We start from the raw sequence: 21,617 nt of genomic DNA on the forward strand, positions 1-21,617 counted from the left end.
GTACTTTTTTATATGGTGTTATTTAGTTTCCAAAGTTATATCTCAAAGTGATTCCACTTCTTATGGTGGTCTGTGGGAATGCAGTCGATACCGCATATTTGGAGAAAGTATGGTCGTAATAGAACAAGGCCGTCAGGTTCTTGCTCAGGGCATAATCTACCGTGAACTGAATTCCCCAAATGGTCTGCCCTGCCGTGGTTTGGTTGTTATTGATATCCAGGTATCGAATGATCGTTCGGTTATCCCTTCTCGAAACATCCAGCTGGAAGTTCAGATCACTCTTCAATATGGTCCGCTTACCGCCAAAGTTGGTTCCTATCCTCAGGTCGCGAATTCGATATCCGGCTCCGATGACGATCTCATCACCTTTCACCTCGGTAAGCAGATTGTTGGCAAAGCTCAAAGATAAGAACCTATCCTTTCTGTATTCCGCCAGAATCTTTACCGAGTTCTTCATTTCAAAATCGATACGGACCAGCGGACTGAATTGTTCCGTCAGGTTCACATTAGAGAAGATGTTCTGAGGTTTGATATTTCCATTGACATCCACCTCAGTAGGATCATTGCGATTGTAATCCAAGTTGGTCTGGAACTGGTTGACCGTATAATTGGCCCGATAACCATGCTGGATGGAGAACCTCCTGAACTTCTCTTTAAACCACTTAAGATTCATCAATCCAGTGTATTTCACATCCCAGTTGGGGATAGGGAAATCTCTGAGGAAAGTGGTCTTTTCCGTGGCAGGATCAGAATCTTTATACGCAGATAGGAAAGCCGGCAACAACACGTCCTGGCTGGTCTTACCAAATCCGACAGGGAATCCTTCTTCATCTCGAGGGAAATCTGCACTGCCATAGAATTCGGTAGCCAGGCGGTTGGCAATGACCAAGCGGTTCTCTCGGAAATCGTCAAATGCAGAAGACTGATTCTCGTCGCTCTTGGCAAAGGCCGTTCCGATAAGCATAGTGGAAATATTGAAATTCCCATAGGTGTTCGGTGTCAAAGAACGGTAAAGGCCATCCTGCACTATATAATTCTCTACGTAGTTCTCGGCATAGATTCGGCTACCATTCAGATCGATCTTCAGATCCGACAGCGGTTCAATATTCGCCTGGTAGTCAAACTGCCTGCTCTCAACCTCTGTATATTGCTCATTGAACTCCGGATAGACGGTCAGCCAGCCTCTTCTGGCCATCTCACGACGAATGTCTGCCTGGCTTCCAAAGACGAAAGCTCCTGGTCTCAGCGTCCCCATCATCCCTACAGAAGGCAGATAGCCCGGCAGGAAGGTTCCTTGGTTCTCCTGGTAATTCAATTGAATTCTTTTCACCATGGTAACAATATCCACCACCGTATTCTTCGCTTTATCACTAGCGGTCAGCTGGGACTGATTGGCATTGGGGCCTCCTTGCTGGTTGCCTTGCCCAAGGAGAGCCGGAGTATTATCTCTGGTCTGATTATCCCGGCTTGCTCCCTTATCTCCCCCACGGGTATTGCCGCCGTTCTTATCTCCACCAGCCGCCTGGTCGGCACGTGCCTCTCTCCTGGCCTTCTGGGCCTTGGACCTAGGAGTGACTTTGGTCAGACCGAGGTAACGGTAAAGATTACCCATGTCCAGGGTCGAATTGATCCTGTGCGAACTGGAGTTCTGAATGGTATTACCCAATCGGTAGGTATTGGTCGTACCATCCCTAAGTGTTATATCGATCTGATTGAACAGGTCACTGGTCTTGGTCCACTGAAAATCACCCTGATAAGTATAGGTAGCTTTGATAAACCGGAAATAGGGGAATTTATCAAACGGCAGGTCGTAATTCACCTGCAAGGTTTGGAAGTGCTGGTTGGCCTTTCCGACATCAAAGAATCCATCCCATATTCCAATGCTGTTGTCCACTAACCCGGCATCGTCTATGTAATTAGTCACGATGCTGTTGTTAGAGGCGTCAAAGTTAAATCTCAGGGAACGACTAATGTTGTAATTGATGGCATATTGCCAATCAAATAAATAATTGCGTTGGAATAAACGAGGCAGTCCAATGTTACCGGGAAGGGTATTAAGCTCACGGAATTTTTGCTCGGTATACTGCCTGTTGATATTAGAAGAGACCGCGATATTATTAGGCAAGTAATTGAAATTCAAGTCCTTGAGAAACTGCCAGTACTTGGAACGGAAAATAGAATCGTTCTCCTTGAATGGCTCATATGGTTTCGGACGGAAACTGTAGTTATAGGTTCCCCCAAACGGACATTCTGATCCAATGATTCCTCGATCTCAAAACTGGAATGATCCTCCTGGTTATAGGAGTAAGAGAAGGTAAAGTTCTCTATGTCATAAGGCATAGGTTTCTTCTCGGTATTGGTCCTGTCCTTTCGAACTCCGATGAAGTTGATACTTTGACGTCTGGTATATTCAATGGATTGATTCCTGATCTGATCCCGCTCTGCATCCGACGCAGCATTGTCCAAACGAGTATCCAATTCAATATCCTGGAACTCAGGGTCGAATTGAGGTGTGATCTCCTCCTCGCCAATTCCGTAATTGAAGGGTAACTGAACACCCCAGTTTGCAGGTAAAAGCTGCCCCAGGTTCAGGTTTGTAACCACATCATAGCCTTTTACGTCTTCTTGGGCCCGCTGGTTCGGCCCCTGCTCAATGGATCCGAATCCGACCGTAGACATACGACCTGCTGCGCTCACATTGGCAAAATCTGCCAGGTTTGCATCCAAACTGGCTATTGCCGCCCAGCCTCCTTCATTCTTCAATTCGGAAAGTCGCAATTCGTTGAACCAGGCCTCACCGCAAATATCGTTATTGGTGGCATTTCTAAGCCCCAACATGATCACCCGTACATTTCCAAAACTAGGGTTACCCTGAATACCGATCTTCAATGGGTTACCACCCTGAATGGATTCTGGGTCCAGTTCTTCCTGATCAAAGAAGATTAGTTCTGTGGGGTCTGAATTTGGATTTCCTAAAACCCTTGCCTTAACTTCCTGCAAAAGTCTCAATGGTAGGTTCAGCCGGTTCTCTAAAGGCCAGATCTCTTCGGGATTGGTAGTTCCAAATGGGGTCGTATTTAGTGGGATCCGAATTTCATAGAAACTATTGGTCAGGTCGTTACCCATCCGTACGAAAGCTTCCATATCTCCGTCTGCGATCATGGTTTCACCAACCAGCGATTCGGCGTGAATGAACATCTCCAAGTTCTCGTACTGACGCATGTCGATGTTGAAATTCTTATATGCCCCACGGCCGTCTCCAGGTTCCAGACCACATACCCTTAAGGCCAGTGACTGCTCATTTTGACGGATAATGTTGTTGTTATTGTTCAATTCCTCTCGGAATACACCTGGAGGCAGAACGTAAGGAATAGGCTCTCGCGTCTCATTGGCTTCAATGTTTACCGCCTCGTTCTCGAAGGTGGTATCGTCCAGCTCTGGGTCTTCGCCGGAATCGTCCAACGTACCTAAGAAACGTCTGTAGTCTCCACGGACTAGTTCTAGGGTTCCAAATCGGAGAACCGTATTTTGTTCGAATTCGGACAGGTACATTCGCATAAAGCGGATTGACCGCAAATCAGCGATTCCGTTTACGGCTTCATCTGCATCACTAATAGGCACGCGGAACTGAAGCCATCTAACCGGGATCACCTCGTTGGTCTGGGTAGTAACCTCTATCTCACGGACATCCTGTATATACCTGGTGTTTTCCTGGGTCATCCCGGGGAAGAGATCGATCTCGTATTCGAAATAACTATCTACCGTGTTCATGGTATTGTCACGGTTGATGTCCTCCACATCTGGCTGAGCAGTATTCCCCGGTCCGTATTAGTAACCTCGACGGGCGAATTCCCTTGGGACCCATTGTAGAGTTTATAGCGCTCCAGAATACTTCCGTCTGCCTGCAAGAAGTATTGATAGTTATCCCTGGACGGGTCGGGGTCACCGGAAAAGTTCGGGAACTTAGCTGCCTCTTCGGCATCGCTTAGACCATCGTACCCAATATCCTGATTGATCCTTTCCTGCCCTTCTGTATCAAAGGTGTAGATCAGGGACTGGTTAGTCGGTACTTTACCCCATTCCGTGGGAAGGGTATTGGCTGTACTAGCATCAGCAGGTAATCCGTTTTCGTATTGTTTACGTCCGTCCTTGAGTACATCTTCAGAGATGTTACCCAAGTTGAAATATAATTTACCCCATCGTTCCCGGCACTCTCGTCATAGATAAAGGGGTCCATTAGCCAAAACTGGATGTATTCTACGTTGGAACGCTCAAAGTCCGTTGTGTTCAACTGCCGAGAGATCCCACCGAAACGATCGCCTGGATTAGGCAGATCATTTCCACCTGCTGTCTGAGGGTTAAAGTTGTTCGGTCCTCGCTCTCCCGGATAATAAGCCAGGTCCAGGGTAAATAAAGCCTGGGTCTCCCCTTGGATTAGATCCTGGTTAGGGAAGATCTCGTCCCGGAACACCCGACGGGTGAAGGGAGAGGAAATATCTTCGTCAGAAACATCATCCGGCCGCTGAATGCTGTAGAATATCGGATCGATGGTATACCAGTTCATAAAGGCCCGGTTGTAATTGTAGGCCAGGTCGCCATTGGATAATTCTCCACCAAAACCGATCGGTGTGGAAGAGAGGAACCAGGTTTGTGGTAAACTCACATCCAAAGCGGTTTGGGAGGCTTCAAAATCATCCACATAAGAAGTGATCTTCCCATCAAAATCTGAGATCTTCGGTGCACCCGGGATCAGATAGGCAAATTCTCCTCTTACAGAGACGTTGGACTCCACCTCCGTATCCACATTGGGTAATTTATTGACCAAACGGGTCAAGAAAGGCACTTCAGTGGAGTAATTGGTGTTAAAGCCCAGAATGGTGTTATTGATGGGTTCCTGAGAAAAGGCCGATTTTTGAGTCAACGGCCGCTCATTAAGATTGAGGTAGGTGGCCCCACCTGGAAATCATCCGTGAATCTATGCTCCACATTCAGACCTGTAAACCTTCTGGTCTGCTGACCGAACAAGGCATTGTTCTCCGTGGTGATATTGATCGGAATATTGGAGTTAAGCAATGCAGGATCCAATATCTGTACCCGTCCGAGTTGGTAGTTTACCGTGTAATCCACTCCCTCGACCAAGGTACGACCACCTGCCGTGACGGTGACTGATCCCTGCGGAATATTAAAGGCCCCGATGGGGATACCATCTGCCCCAGTTGATTTATAACTTCCCCTTAGTTGGAATTTGTTCTTGTCGCTGTCCTCCTGTTCCGCCTGAATCTTGGTGGTTCGATACAAGCTTCTGAATACGTATTTGTTCTGGTTGGCGTTGTAACTGCCTGGAATGTCGTAATTCTCCCCGCCACTGTCTGCGAGTTTGTCAAAGAGATATTCTCCAAAGGGCTCAACAGAAGTAAAGATCACGCGCCCATTTTGGGCATCTACCGTAATTCCCGGAACAAAATCGAAGAAACCGTCCCCGTCCTGTTGAGGGTCATTGTTGAAGTTCAATTGGTCCCAATTGAACACACGCAATAGAACAGTATTATCCACATCCTCCGGTAAAGGCAAAGCCGGGAAACTAGGAGAATCCGGGGCTGGAGTAATATAGTTCAATGGGGAGGGATCCAAATACAGAATATTTAGCCTGAAATCCTCCCGTTCCAATTGGAACCCTCCAATCGGATAGATGTTTTTCATCATGATGTCCCAAACAGGTTCATCAACTATGGTGATGTTACTTTTCAACATCTTCACCACCAGGTTCTGAGGTATCCCTAGCACCTCATCGTCAGGGTCAGGATCAGGATCGGGATCCGGGTTAGGGTCGATCCCACCACCTATCTCTCCATTGGCCTGTACCCCGTCGGTGGAGAATTCACCTACCTGGAAAACATTTCCATTGACCGTATACTGGAAGGCAACACCCAGGACCTCGTCATTATTCAGTCGTTGATTCAGGGAGATATATCCCAATTGGGTATTCAATTGGTATTCTCCTGGATTTAGCCTACGTGCATTCTCTTGCACCACATAATCCACACCATCGGTCACCGGTATCCCAAATCCTTGGGAGACAGTAGCAACGTCCCGAATTTGCTCATTTAGAATGGTTGGGGCAGTCCCTTCACCTAATCCAAGTGGGTTGAAGTCGTTATTCCCGTTATCCGGGAATGCACCAGGAGCCGCATTGATAAAGCCTCCAGGTATCACGTCCAGACCAATATTGGTCGGGTCGGATTCCCCTATGTCCTGAACAGCAACTATGCTTCTGACATCTTGGGTATTGTTGTTACGGTTGGTGATCCACACCTCGATCCTCGTGATCTGCACATTGGAATTCACAAAGGGATATTGCTGCAACACACGATCGTAATTGTCCCGGAAATAATGCGACAGGAAGAAGTGTCGATTCTCATCATAGTCCAGAGCAAAGAGTTCAAATGGAGTGACGGTAGCTCCTCCTTCTGCGGTAACAGAGCGGGTTTCGGATTGTTGCTCGGAAAACACACCGGTAATGGTTGTATTTCCAAACTGTAATTCTGTTTTGACCCCAAAAAGACTTTGAGCACCCTGGATCAAGGTACTGTTGAGCGGCATAGAAACATTACCTACTTCGATCTTTTGAATGATGTCGTCCTCGGTCGGGGTGTATTCCAATTTGATCTGATTCTGGAAATCGAAAGTGGATTGGGTGTCATAATTGGCTGTGATCTGCAGACGCTCACCTACTTTCCCCAGTAAACTCAAACTGATCCTTTGGTCAAAATCGAAGGATAGATTAGACCTGTTTCTGGGAGAAAAGGTCGGGTTATCCTGTTTTGTAAAGAGAACCCCAAGATCCATTTCTACCGTTCCTTGTGGAATGACCTCGATGGTATTTCCTCCAAAGATGGTCTCGAAGAAATTAGAATTCACGTAGAAGGTCGGCAATAGGTTCTTCTGGGCGTCCTCGGACCCTTCCTTTCTTCCGTCTGCGGCATCTATCTTCTCTTTGAAATAAGACCTCATCTCCTCCCTGAGTCTCAACTCCTCGTATTCCTCCGGAGTCAAAATGATAGGGTAGCTGATATTGAAACTTCCCAGGGTTTGGGTGTAGATATAGCGATCCGTAATGGGATCGTAGGTGTAAAGGTCTTCTATACTTGTTGGAATGGGCAGATCCATTTGACCCTCATCATATCCAGCAGGAACAGAATCCTGGGCCTGGGATGCGAACAGGCCGCCAAAGAAAAATATCGAGAGAAGTAACAGCCGACCAAAGGCCTTATGGTAATCGTAATTTTTGATGCCCAAACTCTATAACTTTTTTAGCGCTGCTTTAATGATGTCCTCAACAGAGGCATCAGGTTGTTCTTTGACAATGGCATTACAGACTTTCTCGGCCGCCTTTCTGGCAAAGCCAAGGGTCTCCAATGCAGATAACGCTTCATCCCTGTTCGTATTGCTTGAAACCACCGAAACATCAGTCATTCCGTATGTTTTTAAGATGCGATCCTTCAGGTCTACGATCACTCGCTGAGCAGTTTTAGCACCTATCCCCTTGATTGATTGGATAGTAGCAACATCTTCCGCTGCAATCGACTCCCTAACTTGCTCCGGGCTTAATGATGAAAGCATGGTCCTGGCCGTGCTCGCCCCAACTCCGGAAACCGAGATCAACATCCGGAACATCTCCCGCTCGAAAACACTCGAAAATCCATAAAGGATCTGAGCGTCTTCCCGCACCAAAAAATGAGTGAATAAACTAACGTTTTCTGTGTCCGGGAGCTTCGAAAAAGTGTTCAGCGAGATCTGAACCTCATAACCTACTCCATTACATTCGATCACAACTACAGTAGGGTTCTTTTCGACAAGTCTTCCCTTTAAATGAGTAATCATCTATAAAGGCAGGTTAAAGCCCCAAATATAGTATAATTATTCGCTTCAACTAGCGGAAAAATGACCAAAATTTAAGGACTATTTAACGGGATTTTTCCTGCGTGCAGCGTCCATTTCCCGGCGCTCTTTTTGTTGAGCGTCTACCACTACAATAGCGGCCATATTGACCATCTCTTCGACACTTGCACCCAACTGAAGTATGTGAACCGGTTTGCGCATGCCTAACATGATCGGCCCGATGGACTCTACCCCTCTTGATTCTTTCAAGGTCTTGTAGTTACTATTGGCAGAATCAAGGTTAGGAAAGATCAAGGCGTTGACCTTTTTTCCGGCTAATTTGGAGAAAGGATAGGTGTTCTTGAGCATCTCCCGATTGAGCGCAAAATCTGTCTGAACTTCTCCATCTACGATCATATCCGGGTTGGATTCATGTAACATAGCCACAGCCTCTCTTACTTTGGCCGCATGGGGGTCCTTGGAGGCACCGAAATTGGCATAGGAGATCATCGCGATCACCGGGGTCAGGCCAAACATCTTGACCGTGTAGTTGGTCATCTGTGCAATATTGGCCAGTTCTTTAGCCGTAGGGTTGATGTTGATGGACGTATCCGAAATGAATATCGGGCCTTTGTTGGTCAGCATCAGGTTGGTCGTTGCCACCTTGTCCACTCCATCAAATTTCCCAATGGTCTCCATTACAGGTTTAAATACTGCAGCATAAGCCCGTGCATAACCCGCGATCATTCCGTCGGCATCTCCTTCGTTCACCATCATGGCTGCGAAGTAATTGCGTTCCCGCATCAATCGCATTGCATCGTATTTGGTCACACCTCTACGTTTGCGTCTTTGCCAGTACTTCTCGGCATAACTGAGCAATCGCGGCAATTCTGCATCCGATTTAGGGTCAATGATCTCCAGTTTAGAATCAAAGCCCAACTCCTCCATCAGTTCCAGGATCACAGATTCCCTACCCAGCAGGATAGGAATAGCCATACCTTCCTCGTAAGCGATTTGTGCGGCTTTCAATACATCCAGGTGATCGGCCTCCGCAAAGACCACTCGTTTTGGGTCTGACTTGGCCCGGTCCATGAGTAATCTGACCAGTTTATTGTCACTACCCATCCGCTGGTAGAGGTCCTCGGTGTAAACATCCCAATCCGTGATAGGCTCAGTGGCCACTCCACTTTCCATTGCCGCCTTGGCAACAGCTGGAGGTACGGTGGCTATCAATCTGGGATCAAAAGGTTTAGGAATTATATAGTCCTTACCAAAGGTCAACCTAGTCTCTCCGTAGGCAATGTTCACCTGTTCCGGGACTGGTTGTTTAGCCAGATCGGCCAGGGCCTTGACCGCAGCCATCTTCATGGGTTCGTTGATCTTCTTTGCCCTAACATCTAAGGCTCCACGGAATATGAACGGGAACCCTAGCACATTGTTCACCTGGTTGGGATGATCGCTTCGGCCGGTAGCCATGATGATATCATCTCTGGTTTTACATGCCAGGTCGTAATTGATCTCCGGGTCCGGATTGGCCATGGCAAAAACAATTGGTTTGGCCGCCATGGAAAGCAACATTTCAGGGCTTACGATGTCTGCAATGGACAAGCCTACAAAGACATCGGCATCTATCATAGCCTCTTCCAGGGTGTCGATCTTTCGAGCCGTCGCAAATTCGGATTTTTCAGGTGTTAGTTGCTCCCTGTCCTTCCGGATCACCCCCTTGCTATCTAACATGACAATATTTTCGCTATCGGCTCCAAATGCCTTGTACAAGCGAGTACAGGAAACTGCTGCTGCCCCTGCGCCACTGATCACTATTTTTACCTTGTCGATCTTTTTCCCCGTGATCTCCAGGGCATTGAGCAAGGCTGCAGCCGAAATGATGGCGGTTCCGTGTTGATCGTCGTGCATCACCGGAATATCCAGTTCTTCCTTTAATCGACGTTCGATCTCGAAGGCCTCCGGCGCCTTGATATCTTCCAGGTTTATCCCTCCAAAAGTGGGAGCAATACGCTTGACGGTCTCTATGAATTCATCTATGTTTTCTGTATCGATCTCGATATCGAAGACATCGATATCAGCAAAGATCTTAAACAGCAAGCCCTTGCCTTCCATAACCGGTTTGGACGCCTCCGGCCCAATATTACCGAGTCCTAAAACGGCAGTTCCGTTGGAGATGACCGCCACCAGGTTACCCTTGTTGGTGTATCGATAAACATCGCTTTCACGTTTTTCGATCTCAAGGCAAGGTTCGGCAACACCGGGTGAATAAGCCAAGGAAAGATCTCGTTGTGTGGCGTATTTCTTGGTAGGAACGACCTGGATCTTACCAGGTCTTGGTTTGGCGTGATAGAGCAGTGCTTCTCGCCTTCTGCTTTGCTTACTCATGCTTGACAGGCTTGAACAAACAAAGGTAACGGACTGCCTCCTATGTTAAAAACAATTGACCAATTAGTTTTACTTCATAGGATGTGCCAAAAGAACATTCTTGAATAACCGGTCGATATTCCCGAATCACCCTAAACACCGTTTGCAACTGCTTGGAAGGAGCCCATATATTTGTCCTGTCCTCCCCTCCATCACACTTCAATTGATCACTTCCGAAATCGATAGCTGGTGTCAGCATCAGACCTGATGGTCTTTCATGAACACCTGGCCTATCCCTTCTGAGTGAGCCTTCACTTTAAATAGCCGCGGAAACCGAAAAGCGAACGAGTAGGTAATCATTAATTCTCTCTACAATGAAAAAGTCAATCATCATTTCTTGCCTGATCCTCCTAAGCTGGTCTTGCCAAGACCTATTGGCCCAGGAATCCATCATTACCGATAACCTGGCATCGGTCCTGGACCAGAAAAAGAGCAACTCCAGGGATCTGGATGTCTTTCCCTGGAACGGTTGTAATGATTTCGAAGTCACCATCGATCTGGAGTATGTGCAGGTGACAACGACCATTATGGTCTGTTGTGCGATGGGTATCTGTATTCCACACGGAACCGTATCAAATAGGGAGGTGACGCGCTTTCCCGCAACCATAGAAATTGTTTCTTCCAATTATGTTGATTACAACGGGCAAAAGATCAGCATTGCCCTGGGCACCTATGCGATCGATTCCAGCGGCAAACTGCAGGAATTGAGGTATAAAGTGATCAAGCCCTAGCGTTTGTGAAATCCCTTAAGCGAGACCGTATTATCGCGTTGATCATCGATATGCTTATTGTGCTGATCGGATACAATCTGCTGATCAACTTACTGAACATCACTACTGAGGAACGCCATCTTTGGCATCTCAGGATCAAGATCTATTGGAAAGCCATCTTACTAGGCTGCTCCTACCTGTTCTACTTCTGGCTTATGGATGTTTTCCTGGCTGGAAAGACTTTAGGCAAGACCTTACTTAAAATACGCGTTGTCTCATCGGAAGGTCTACCACTAACATGGAAAACGCGACTGATACGAACGGTACTGAAAGTGATAGGGATCCTAATCCTACCGGTGGCTGCTGTGCTCTTTCTATGGGCGCGAAGCTTCACCGTACAGGATCAGGTTCTGGGAACTCGAGCCATTCGGTAAAGCTGCAATTTCATGTGCTTTGTTTGTGAGATCGGGCCCTGTAGTCGCAAACTGTAGGGCTCGAAAAACTCAAAAAACACCCCAAACCAATGATAAAATACTTCCTTATTGCATTCTTCTCTTTCTTCATCGTGGACGTATCCATCGCCAGATCGAATGGTTCGCGCATGGACTCTCTTCTCAATCGTGCTCTTCTGGAAATAGAGCAGTTGGAACTACGCTGGAAATCCCAGGAAGAAGCGCTTCAGGATGAACTTTACAAAATAGAATCTAAGATTAAAACAACCAGTGACGCCAATGTATTGATCACTCTTGTGCTGAAACGAGATTCCATCAAAGACCATTGGGAAAGGCAAAACCTGGTTCGGACTAATGAAATCAGGAAGATCCGATACTTAAAAGGAGTACAGATCATCAATCTACTTTATCAAAAGACTCTTGCTTTGGACCATCATTTTAGCTCCGTGGCCACCTTATCCGAGATACACCGTATGTCCAACCCCAATGAGTATCCTGAATTTGTCCGTATCCAGGACCGTCTTAAGCCCTCCAAACGTTCCAAACCAGGTTTCGACCCACAACCTATACTGCAGAGCAACGTATATACTTCGGTGATCTACTCGCTGGTAGAAGCTTTTATTCAGCCTAAAAAAGAGAAAAACCTGACTGAACAGAACTCAGTAGATCTAAGTTGTATCATCGACTTTACCTCTCGTATGCATCAGGACCTTAAAAATATCTATTACGAGACCTTCTATTTAAAAAGGAGCAATGCTATCATTAGCCAGGACATGGAGCAGTTATTCCTTGACTTTACTCGGCCAATCGGTTTTGAGACCTCTCTCTACCTCTGCTATACAAATGATCTGTGGGAAGAACTGCAGACCAAACTCAATGACTATGTTGACAATATGCATCAACTTGCCAAAGAACAATCCTTGTCGTCCAAACTGGACCGTATGCAGATAGAACTGGACTTTCCCATAGACCGGTTGATGCAATTTCTTTACAGTTATAACTCCTTTATTGAAGAAGGAACCAGATTCTATGAGAAATTTGGCAGCATGCTGGATGATTACCAGAACAAGAAACAGTGTGAAAACCAGGTTCCGCTTTCCTATCTTAAACTAAAGGACCAGATTAGAATTGCCGTAGAAAAATTCAGGACCGCCTACCGCCCGGTGGAGATCAATGGCAGTAAGTACAAAGAACTGCTGTACGGTTTGAATGAATTTGATTAAGTCTCGTCCGCAAAGCGAATGTTCCGCCTCAGCCCTTCATAACCCGTTCGTTTAACCGCAGATCTGGGAAAGAGCTCTTCAAAGACATCATGGGTCAGATCCATCCAATCTGTCCTCGTCATGGACAGCAACTGTGGCGATGCATTAAACAATGGTTCCCTGTGTGACTGGCTAAAGCGATTCCAAGGACATACATCCTGACAGACATCACAACCAAAGATCCAATCGTCCATTTTACCTCTAAACCCCTCTGGTATGGACTCCTTCAGCTCTATGGTCAGATAGGATATACACTTGCTTCCATCTACCACGTATGGCTCGACGATGGCCTGAGTGGGACAGGCGTCTATACAGGCTGTACAACTACCACAATGATCGGTCACCGGAGTATCGTAGTCCAGATCCAGGTCGATGATCAATTCTGCTATAAAATAGAAGGACCCCATTTGTTTGGTGAGCAAATTGCTGTGTTTTCCCATCCATCCAAGACCACTCTTGGCAGCCCAGGCTTTATCCAGAACGGGAGCGGAGTCCACAAACGCACGCCCATCCACTTGCCCGATCGACTCTTGGATGAACCGCAACAGGGCTTTCAACTTTTTTCGGATCACTTTGTGGTAATCTACACCCAAGGCATATTTAGAGATCTTCGGTCCATTCCATTCAGGCTCTTTATCCGGGTAGTAATTGTATAACAAGGAAACTACACTTTTTGCACCGGGAACCAATAATCGAGGGTCTAGTCGTTTATCAAAATGGTTCTCCATATAATTCATAGAACCATGCATGTTCTGTTCCAACCAATTCTCCAGACGCGGAGCTTCCTCTTCCAGGAATTCGGCCTTGCTGATACCACAAGCCAAAAAGCCCAGGCGCGAAGCTTCTTCCTTGATCAGTGTGGTATAATGCGACTTGTTCATTGATTAACGTAAGGTCCAATCGATCTTCAGATCGACTGGTTTTAAGGTTATCAGCGGATTGAATTGAACAGTACTTCCTGCTGAAGACAATCGAAATTTAAGAACTATGGCAGTAACCACCAACAGCATTTCAGAAATAGCAAAGCCCATTCCAATACACATCCTGGGACCTGCGCCAAATGGGAAATAGGCCTCGGCCGATTTAGCCGGAAGACCATCTAAGAAGCGTTTGGGCTCAAACCTTTCAGGATCATCCCAATAATCCGGGTTGCGATGAAGCTCGTAGAAGGAAACCCCGATCAAGGTGTCTCTGCGGATGGAAAATCCAGCTACTTCATCGTCTTCAAGATTTTCCCTGTCCGTTATCCAGGCCGGTGGGTACAATCGCATGGCTTCGTCTATTACGGCTCGAGTAAAAGGTAGCGCTCTCAAATGATGAGCCGAACTAGAGTTATCCCAATCTAATCCCGAAACTTCTTCATAAACCCTTTCTTGAATTTCGGGATGTTCTGCCAAGAGAAATAAGGTGAAGGTCAAGGCATTAGCCGTGGTCTCGTGTCCAGCTACAAACAAGATAGAGATCTCATCGATCAGCTGCTCCATCTCCATTGGTTCACCCGTGTCCTCGTATCGGGCGTCCAACAGCAGATCCAGTAAATCTTCTCTTCGAACGTCCTCTTCCTTCCGTTGCTCTATGATTGATTGGATGATATCCCGCGATTCCTGCGCTAACTGCTTATGCCGGGCGGTTTCACCGATCAGCTTAAACCACCAACGTTTATGAGGAAGCCTGATCTCTTTGACCAAAAAAGCTTGAATCTGTTCAATGATACTTTGCAAACGTTCCAGGGTTGACGGGGCAATTTTAACATCGAACAAACTATTAGCCACCACCTTGAAGGTCAGGGTATTCATCAGAGGATATGGATCGATCCCTTGACCCTCATGCATAGTTTCCACCTCTTTGTTCACCGTACGGTCAATCAATTTGACGATCTGGACCATCTTGGATTTGTGGAAAGCTGGTTGGATCAATCGGCGCTGTCGTCTCCAACATTCACCCTGTGAGGTCAGCAGGCCGTTCCCCAAATATTTGGACAGGAAGTCAGTTTGTATCTTGGACTTCTTATAGTTCTTTTGATTCTTCTGAAGAATATGCTTGACTACCTCCTTGTCTCGGCTTAGCAAGACGTATTTCTTCTTCCCGATCTTGACTGAAAAGGTATCTCCGTATTCAGAAAAGAACTGACGATGATAGGGAATAGGATTCTTCCGAATGGATTCGGATAGCCAGAAGAATCGGACCAAGGGCAGTCTCTTGGGGTAAGTATAGCTCGGACTACCTCCCATAGATCTGCCTTTAAAAGAGTCCGCCCTGCTGCCCGCCTTTCACCTTCCCCAAGTGACGATAAGCCAACTCTGTTGCTTCCCTGCCTCTAGGGGTTCTGACGATAAACCCTTGTTGTATCAAAAACGGTTCATAAACCTCTTCCAGGGTTTCCGCATTTTCGGAAACCGCAGTTGCAAGCGTGGTTATCCCCACAGGGCCACCAGAGAACTTATCGATTAGGGTCAAGAGGATCTTGTTGTCCATCTCGTCCAGGCCATGCGCATCTACATGCAGTTGCCCCAGGGCAAAACGGGCGATCTTCAAGTCGATGTTACCATCTCCTTTTATTTGAGCAAAATCCCTAACTCGTCTCAGCAAGGCGTTAGCAATACGAGGGGTTCCCCGGCTTCGTCCAGCGATCTCGATCGCCGCTTCCATTTTGATGGGAACCTCCAGGATTCCTGCACTTCGTTCGATAATTGTGGTCAATAGGTCCGTGGAGTAATATTCCAGACGGGAAGAAATACCAAAACGGGCCCGCATGGGAGCTGTTAAGAGGCCAGAACGGGTTGTTGCCCCTACCAGGGTAAAGGGTGCCAGGTTGATCTGTACGGTTCTGGCATTGGGCCCGGACTCAATCATTATATCGATCTTGTAATCCTCCATAGCAGAATACAAGTACTCTTCGATGACCGGGCTTAGACGATGGATCTCATCGATAAAAAGTACATCGCGTTCATCCAAATTGGTCAGCAAGCCTGCAAGATCTCCTGGTTTGTCCAATACAGGACCGGAGGTCACCCGAATATTGGCATCGAGCTCGTTGGCTAAAATGTGGGCAAGTGTTGTCTTTCCTAAACCAGGTGGCCCATGAAATAAGGTATGATCCAAGGCTTCACCCCTCAGGTTGGCCGCTTGCACGAACACCCTAAGGTTTTCCAAGGCTTTGTCCTGACCGTTAAAATCTTCAAAACTCATGGGGCGCAATCTGCGTTCCATATCGAGCTCCTGGGAGGAGAGATGATCAGAGGATGGATCCAAGTGTTCGTTCATAACACAAATATACAAATCAGGACGTAGGCCATTTGGCTCTTTGACCGAAGGTTAAAAGCATCTTAAAAACGCTTTCTGAGCCTCTGATTTTTCTACATTTGGTCCACTTTCAACGTATCCATGCAGAAGCACATCGCGCTTTTTATCGTGCTTATATGGTCGGCTCTGTTATGGGGTCAGACCAAAGAGGTGACCGTCAAATATATAGACACACCGATCACACTGGATGGCTCTCTGGACGAACCGGCCTGGGAGGCTGTAGAACCCGCCACCGACTTCTGGCAGTATTTCCCAACAGATAGCGTCCAATCTCGGAATCAGTCTGAAATCCGCTTTCTTTTTGACGACAAGAATCTCTATGTAGGGATCAAGGTCAATGCTATTGGCAACGACTATGTTGTACCCTCATTGCGTCGGGATTTTCGCGCCGGGGGAAGCGACAATATCACACTGATGTTCGATACCTTTAACGATGGCACCAATGCCTTTTTATTTGGGACCAATCCCGAGGGTGTCAGGCGGGAAGCTCTTGTTTCCGGTGGAGGAACGGAATTGAGAGGTTTTACCACCTCTTGGGACACTAAGTGGTATGCCGAGACCGTCAAGTATGACGGCTATTATATCAGCGAGTGGATCATCCCCTTGTTCGCCTTTAAATTCAGAGAAGGTGAGACGCGTTGGAGATTCAATTCGTATCAATTTGACACCCAGGACAACGAGCGCAATACGTGGATCAATATCCCTCAGAACCAATTTATCTTTAACTTGGCCTATATGGGTGATATGGTCTTTGAAAGGCCATTAGGCAAGAATAAAAGTCCCATCTCACTCATACCCTACATCAATGGCCTAGCTGGCCAGGACCTGGAAGGCGATGACAAATTCACAGATTTCAAGTTTGGGGGAGATGCCAAATTTACTATAGGAAGTAGTTTGAATCTCGACCTGACCGTGAATCCGGACTTCTCCCAAGTAGAAGTGGATCAGCAGGTGACCAATCTGACTCGTTTTGAGATCAATCTTCCTGAAAGAAGGCAGTTCTTCATCGAGAACAGCGATCTGTTCGCCGATTTTGGTAATGCCCGTAATGCCAACCCCTTCTTCTCTCGTCGCATCGGTATTGCCCAAGATACTGCGGGAAATACCATACAAAATGATATTATTGCCGGTGCCCGATTAAGTGGAAAACTGAATAATAATTTCAGGATTGGACTGCTCAATGTGCAAACGGTTAGCGATGAGGAAAACGAGATCCCCAGTAACAACAATACGGTGGTTGCCCTGCAACAAAAGGTCTTCAGTAGATCCAATATCAGTTTCCTTTTCGTAAATCGACAAGCTACCTCGGATGAGGATTTCTTGGAGCCCGAAGAAGAATACAATCGGGTGGTTGGACTGGATTACAACCTGGCCAATGCAGATAATAGTTGGAATGGAAAATTCTACGTCCACAAAGCATTTACCCCAGGGGTGGATCAGGACGATTGGTCCACTGGTTTCCGCTTGCAATACAATAGTAATACCTGGCGTATACGGGGAAGTGCATTGTATGTCGGTGAAAATTTCAATTCGGACCTTGGCTTTATTCGTCGAAAAGACATACTGAGAGCAGATCCTCAGATCGAATACCTTTTGTTTCCAAAGGGTAGCTTTATCAACCGCCACACCTTTGGTATCGTCCCGATCGGTGTTTGGAGACCTAATGAAGACTTTAAACTGGCAGATTCCAACATTATCCTAAGATGGGATGCCGAATTGCGCAACACCGGTCAGATGAGCGCCCGGATCTTTAATCGCTATACTTATTTGTTCGGGGAATTCGACCCATCCATTTCGGATGGTATTCCACTTCCTGCCATGACAGATTACAGCTATACTTCTGTACAATTAGAGTATCGAAGCGACCAACGTAAGGTTCTGTCCTTCCGGGTCAATCCGACCTTTGGCGAATTCTTCAATGGGAACATTATTACCGTCCAGGGGGAGATCAACTACAGGGCACAACCGTATTTCAACCTGGCCATTCAGGCGAGGTACGATAAGATCGACCTTCCTCAACCTTATTCAGATAATGATATCTGGTTGATCGGACCCCGAATAGATGTCACCTTTAGCAAATCCATTTTCTGGAACACCTTTATCCAGTACAATTCCAATATCGATAATGTTGGGATCAATTCTCGTTTGCAATGGCGATTTGCTCCCTTATCCGACCTCTTCCTGGTATACAATGACAATTATTTTACTGGAGACGTCTTCTATCCCCGCTTTCGCACCATCAATTTAAAGGTAACGTACTGGTTGTATCTCTAAGATTAAACCACCACTTCTTTCCAACGTCCTTTTCTAAAGAGCCAGATCCCGATCACCGCAATAAAAACTTCGGCCACCGTAATGGCAATTAGTACACCCAAAGGACCTAAATCCAAACTGACAGCCCACAAATAGGCCACCGGCAATTGGAATAACCAGAAACAAAAGAAATTGATAATGGTCGGAGTACGTGTATCTCCAGCACCGTTAAATGCCTGGATTATTACCATACCATAAGCATAGAACACATAGCCAGCTGCTATTACCCTTAAGCTCAAAGCACCATACTCAACTATGGCCGGTTCCTGACTAAATACCCGCATGATACCCTCGGCAAAGAACAGGTAGAAAAGAGAGACCCCTATCATAAACCAGGCATTGTATTTACCCGTTTTCCAGACGGAACGTTCTGCCCGTTCCGGTTTACCCGCCCCCAAATTCTGACCGACCAGGGTTGCAGCCGCATTGCTCATACCCCAGGACGGCATGAGGGTAAACATCAGTACACGTATAGCGATGGTGTAGCCCGCTAGCACCTCACTGCCAAATTCGGCCATGATTCGCATCAGGAACACCCAACTGGAGGTCCCGATAATAAATTGCCCGATCCCTCCCAGGGAAACCTTGATCAGGTTCCACATAATGCCGGCATGGAAGGTAAATTGCCGTAATGCCACCTTGATCTTACTCCAACCGTAGATCAGGATAAGCAATTGGATCACCACTGCAGAGCCTCTTCCTATGGTTGTGGCAATGGCTGCTCCCTTTACCCCAAATCCTGGAACAGGACCCCATCCGAAGATGAAAAGGGGATCCAACATGATGTTCAGCAGGTTGGAAATGATCAGCACCCGCATAGCGACAGAAGCATCTCCAGCACCTCGGAAAATGGCGTTGATCAGAAATAGTAACATGATCGTTATATTCCCTCCCAACAGAATCTGGGTATAGCCATAACCCTCCTCTATCAATTCAGGAGAACCGCCCATCAGACTGAGAATTTCCTTAGGAAATACAATCCCAATCGCACTGATCATGGCAGCAACGAGTACTCCCAAAAATATGGCTTGTACTGCCGTTTTACCAGCTCCGGGCAGATCCTTCTCACCAACACGCCTGGCAACTATTGCTGTTACACCCATACTTAAGCCAATGGCAATGGCATAGACGAGAGTGAGAACAGACTCTGTTAGCCCCACTGTTGCTATCGCATTGGCACCCAAGCTGGAAACGAAATAGGCATCCACCAGGAAGAAGATAGACTCCATCATCATTTCCATAACCATCGGTACGGAGAGCATAAAGATGGCCTTCCGAATGCTACCAGATGTATAGTCCTGATGTTCTCCTGCCAGGGCTTGCCTGAAGTGACGCAGGAATCGTTTGATCGTCATGGGATAGGTTGTTGAGCCAAGATAAGAAAAAACCCTCCGAAGCTTGTGCCAGGAGGGTTTTCAATACGGTTTCGAATGACTCTAATGGTTGAGCTCTTCTTCGTTTTCTTGTAAAGGAACGTCTTGAGGAACGAAGTCCTGACCTGGAATCACATAATCCGATTCGTCCTTGTTCAGTTTACTGTAATCATAAGCCCAGCGATACACATGCGGAATAGGACCATCCCAGTTTCCGTGGATGTGCTTAACCTCTGCAGTCCATTCCAGCGTGTTGGAATTCCATGGGTTCTTAGGCCCTTTCTTGCCGTAGAACATAGAGCTGATAAAGTTATAAAGGAACACCAATTGAGCAGCACCAGCAATAAATGCAAAGATGGAGATGACCACGTTTACATCGGCAAGATCATCGAAATATGGGAATGCTGTGTTGGTGTAATAACGTCTTGGCAAACCAGCCATACCGATAAAGTGCATGGGGAAGAATACCCCGTAAGCACCGATGGCCGTTACCCAGAAATGTACATACCCCAGGTTCTTGTTCATCATTCTCCCTTCGAACATCTTAGGGAACCAGTGATAAACTCCGGCGAATAGACCATATAAGGCCGAAATACCCATTACCAGGTGGAAGTGAGCAACTACAAAGTAGGTGTCGTGAACATTAATATCCAGTGCGCTATCACCAAGGATGATACCTGTCAAACCTCCTGTGATGAAGGTAGATACCAAACCAATAGAAAACAGCATTGCTGGATTCAGTTGCAGGTTACCCTTCCAGAGTGTTGTGATATAGTTAAACGCTTTTACAGCTGATGGAATCGCGATAAGTAAGGTTGTAAATGTAAATACAGACCCCAGGAATGGGTTCATACCAGAGATGAACATGTGGTGCCCCCAAACAATTGTGGACAGGAATGCAATTGCCAGGATAGAGGCAACCATAGCCCGGTAACCGAAGATCGGTTTCCTGGAGTTGGTAGCTATCACCTCTGACGTAATTCCTAAGGCAGGAAGCAGTACGATATATACCTCGGGGTGACCCAAGAACCAAAATAAGTGTTCGAACAGTACTGGCGACCCTCCCTGGTTATGTAACACTTCCCCTGCTATGAATATATCCGAAAGGAAGAAGGAAGTTCCAAAGCTTCTGTCCATAATCAGCATCAAAGCTGCCGATAGCAGTACAGGGAAGGAAACCACCCCAATGATTGCCGTGACAAAGAAAGCCCAGATCGTCAATGGAAGACGGGTCATGGACATCCCCTTAGTTCTCAGATTGAGTACAGTTACAATATAGTTTAGCGATCCCAGTAGTGAAGAAGCAATAAAGACTGCCATGGATACCAACCAAAGCGTCATCCCCGCACCAGATCCTGGCATCGCCTGAGGCAACGCGCTCAATGGTGGGTAGATCGTCCAACCAGCCGAAGCAGGTCCAGCCTCTACAAAAAGTGACATAACCATGATCACACTAGACAGGAAGAACAACCAGTAGGAGATCATGTTCAGGAAACCGGAAGCCATATCTCGGGCTCCGATCTGCAAGGGAATCAATAAGTTACTAAAGGTACCGCTCAATCCTGCTGTCAGGACAAAGAATACCATAATGGTTCCGTGAATGGTAACCAGCGCCAGATAGACGTTGGGGTCCATCACACCGCCTTCACCCCATTTTCCCAAAAGGATCTCATAAATTCCGAATTCCTTATCCGGCCAAGCCAGTTGCAAACGGAATAATAACGACATGGCGATCCCAATAAAGCCCATGATCAGACCAGTGATCAAATACTGTTTAGAGATCATCTTGTGATCTTGGCTAAAGATGTATTTGGTCACAAAGGTCTCTTTGTGGTGGTGCTCATGATCATCGTGATGATCAATGGCTGCTGCTGGTGCGTGTGCTGACATATCTTC

The 21,617-nt window shown here is 46.7% G+C and carries 11 protein-coding genes and 1 pseudogene; 4 read left to right on the forward strand and 8 right to left on the reverse strand.

Annotated elements, in window-relative coordinates; genetic code table 11:
* Positions 1–22: 22 nt before the first annotated feature.
* The 3 genes and pseudogenes from sov to BST85_RS09820 all read right to left on the reverse strand — a co-directional run bounded on the left by sov (position 23) and on the right by BST85_RS09820 (position 10,269).
* Positions 23–7,296 (reverse strand): annotated as a pseudogene (sov, locus tag BST85_RS09810) (T9SS outer membrane translocon Sov/SprA).
* 3 nt (positions 7,297–7,299) lie between these two features.
* On the reverse strand, positions 7,300–7,881 hold the full coding sequence (gene ruvA / locus BST85_RS09815) for a Holliday junction branch migration protein RuvA (protein ID WP_104813077.1): 582 nt from the start codon (positions 7,879–7,881) through the stop codon (positions 7,300–7,302).
* Positions 7,882–7,959: 78 nt separating this feature from the next.
* Entirely contained in the window at positions 7,960–10,269 is a 2,310-nt protein-coding gene (locus tag BST85_RS09820) for an NADP-dependent malic enzyme (protein ID WP_104813078.1), read from the reverse strand.
* Positions 10,270–10,622: 353 nt separating this feature from the next.
* On the opposite strand from BST85_RS09820, the gene BST85_RS09825 reads away from it, so the two are divergent.
* From BST85_RS09825 to BST85_RS09835, 3 genes are all read left to right on the forward strand, one after another.
* A complete protein-coding gene (locus BST85_RS09825) occupies positions 10,623–11,039 on the forward strand; it encodes a hypothetical protein (protein WP_104813079.1) in 417 nt (138 codons plus the stop codon).
* A gap of 5 nt (positions 11,040–11,044) precedes the next feature.
* Complete coding sequence (locus BST85_RS09830) at positions 11,045–11,452, forward strand: RDD family protein (RefSeq protein WP_104813080.1); 408 nt, start codon at positions 11,045–11,047, stop codon at positions 11,450–11,452.
* 89 nt (positions 11,453–11,541) lie between these two features.
* Positions 11,542–12,693, forward strand: coding sequence for a hypothetical protein (locus BST85_RS09835; RefSeq protein ID WP_104813081.1), 1,152 nt, complete (start codon positions 11,542–11,544; stop codon positions 12,691–12,693).
* Here the strand turns inward: BST85_RS09835 and queG are convergent.
* Genes queG through ruvB form a run of 3 tightly spaced genes read right to left on the reverse strand, consistent with a single transcriptional unit; the run spans position 12,690 to position 15,996 of the window.
* Positions 12,690–13,613 (reverse strand): tRNA epoxyqueuosine(34) reductase QueG, encoded by a 924-nt coding sequence (gene queG, locus BST85_RS09840; protein WP_104813082.1) that lies wholly within the window; start codon positions 13,611–13,613, stop codon positions 12,690–12,692. The two genes, BST85_RS09835 and queG, sit on opposite strands and share 4 nt — an antisense overlap.
* Positions 13,614–13,616: 3 nt before the next feature.
* Positions 13,617–14,963, reverse strand: a complete 1,347-nt coding sequence (locus BST85_RS09845; RefSeq protein ID WP_104813083.1) for a cytochrome P450 — start codon at positions 14,961–14,963, stop codon at positions 13,617–13,619.
* A 10-nt stretch (positions 14,964–14,973) separates the two neighbouring features.
* Positions 14,974–15,996: a Holliday junction branch migration DNA helicase RuvB gene (gene ruvB / locus BST85_RS09850; RefSeq protein WP_104813084.1), complete on the reverse strand. Its 1,023-nt coding sequence runs from the start codon at positions 15,994–15,996 to the stop codon at positions 14,974–14,976.
* A 120-nt stretch (positions 15,997–16,116) separates the two neighbouring features.
* Between ruvB and BST85_RS09855 the strand changes: the two genes are divergently transcribed.
* Positions 16,117–18,309: a DUF5916 domain-containing protein gene (locus BST85_RS09855; RefSeq protein WP_104813085.1), complete on the forward strand. Its 2,193-nt coding sequence runs from the start codon at positions 16,117–16,119 to the stop codon at positions 18,307–18,309.
* Positions 18,310–18,311: 2 nt separating this feature from the next.
* On the opposite strand, the gene BST85_RS09860 is transcribed toward BST85_RS09855, so the two are convergent.
* Together BST85_RS09860 and BST85_RS09865 are read right to left on the reverse strand one after the other, a co-directional pair.
* A complete protein-coding gene (locus tag BST85_RS09860; protein ID WP_104813086.1) occupies positions 18,312–19,703 on the reverse strand; it encodes an MATE family efflux transporter in 1,392 nt (463 codons plus the stop codon).
* A gap of 81 nt (positions 19,704–19,784) precedes the next feature.
* Positions 19,785–21,611, reverse strand: coding sequence for a cytochrome c oxidase subunit I (locus BST85_RS09865; protein WP_104813087.1), 1,827 nt, complete (start codon positions 21,609–21,611; stop codon positions 19,785–19,787).
* Positions 21,612–21,617: the final 6 nt, after the last annotated feature.

Origin of the sequence: Aureitalea marina (assembly GCF_002943755.1) — a bacterium.
GTDB lineage: Bacteria > Bacteroidota > Bacteroidia > Flavobacteriales > Flavobacteriaceae > Aureitalea > Aureitalea marina.

Excerpts from the sequence above, each read along its gene's own strand:
- ruvA (WP_104813077.1), bottom strand. The coding sequence starts at position 7,881 with ATGATTACTCATTTAAAGGGAAGACTTGTCGAAAAGAACCCTACTGTA.
- BST85_RS09835 (WP_104813081.1), top strand. The coding sequence starts at position 11,542 with ATGATAAAATACTTCCTTATTGCATTCTTCTCTTTCTTCATCGTGGAC.
- ruvB (WP_104813084.1), bottom strand. The coding sequence starts at position 15,996 with ATGAACGAACACTTGGATCCATCCTCTGATCATCTCTCCTCCCAGGAG.
- queG (WP_104813082.1), bottom strand. The coding sequence starts at position 13,613 with ATGAACAAGTCGCATTATACCACACTGATCAAGGAAGAAGCTTCGCGC.
- BST85_RS09820 (WP_104813078.1), bottom strand. The coding sequence starts at position 10,269 with ATGAGTAAGCAAAGCAGAAGGCGAGAAGCACTGCTCTATCACGCCAAA.
- BST85_RS09855 (WP_104813085.1), top strand. The coding sequence starts at position 16,117 with ATGCAGAAGCACATCGCGCTTTTTATCGTGCTTATATGGTCGGCTCTG.
- BST85_RS09865 (WP_104813087.1), bottom strand. The coding sequence starts at position 21,611 with ATGTCAGCACACGCACCAGCAGCAGCCATTGATCATCACGATGATCAT.
- BST85_RS09860 (WP_104813086.1), bottom strand. The coding sequence starts at position 19,703 with ATGACGATCAAACGATTCCTGCGTCACTTCAGGCAAGCCCTGGCAGGA.
- BST85_RS09825 (WP_104813079.1), top strand. The coding sequence starts at position 10,623 with ATGAAAAAGTCAATCATCATTTCTTGCCTGATCCTCCTAAGCTGGTCT.
- BST85_RS09845 (WP_104813083.1), bottom strand. The coding sequence starts at position 14,963 with ATGGGAGGTAGTCCGAGCTATACTTACCCCAAGAGACTGCCCTTGGTC.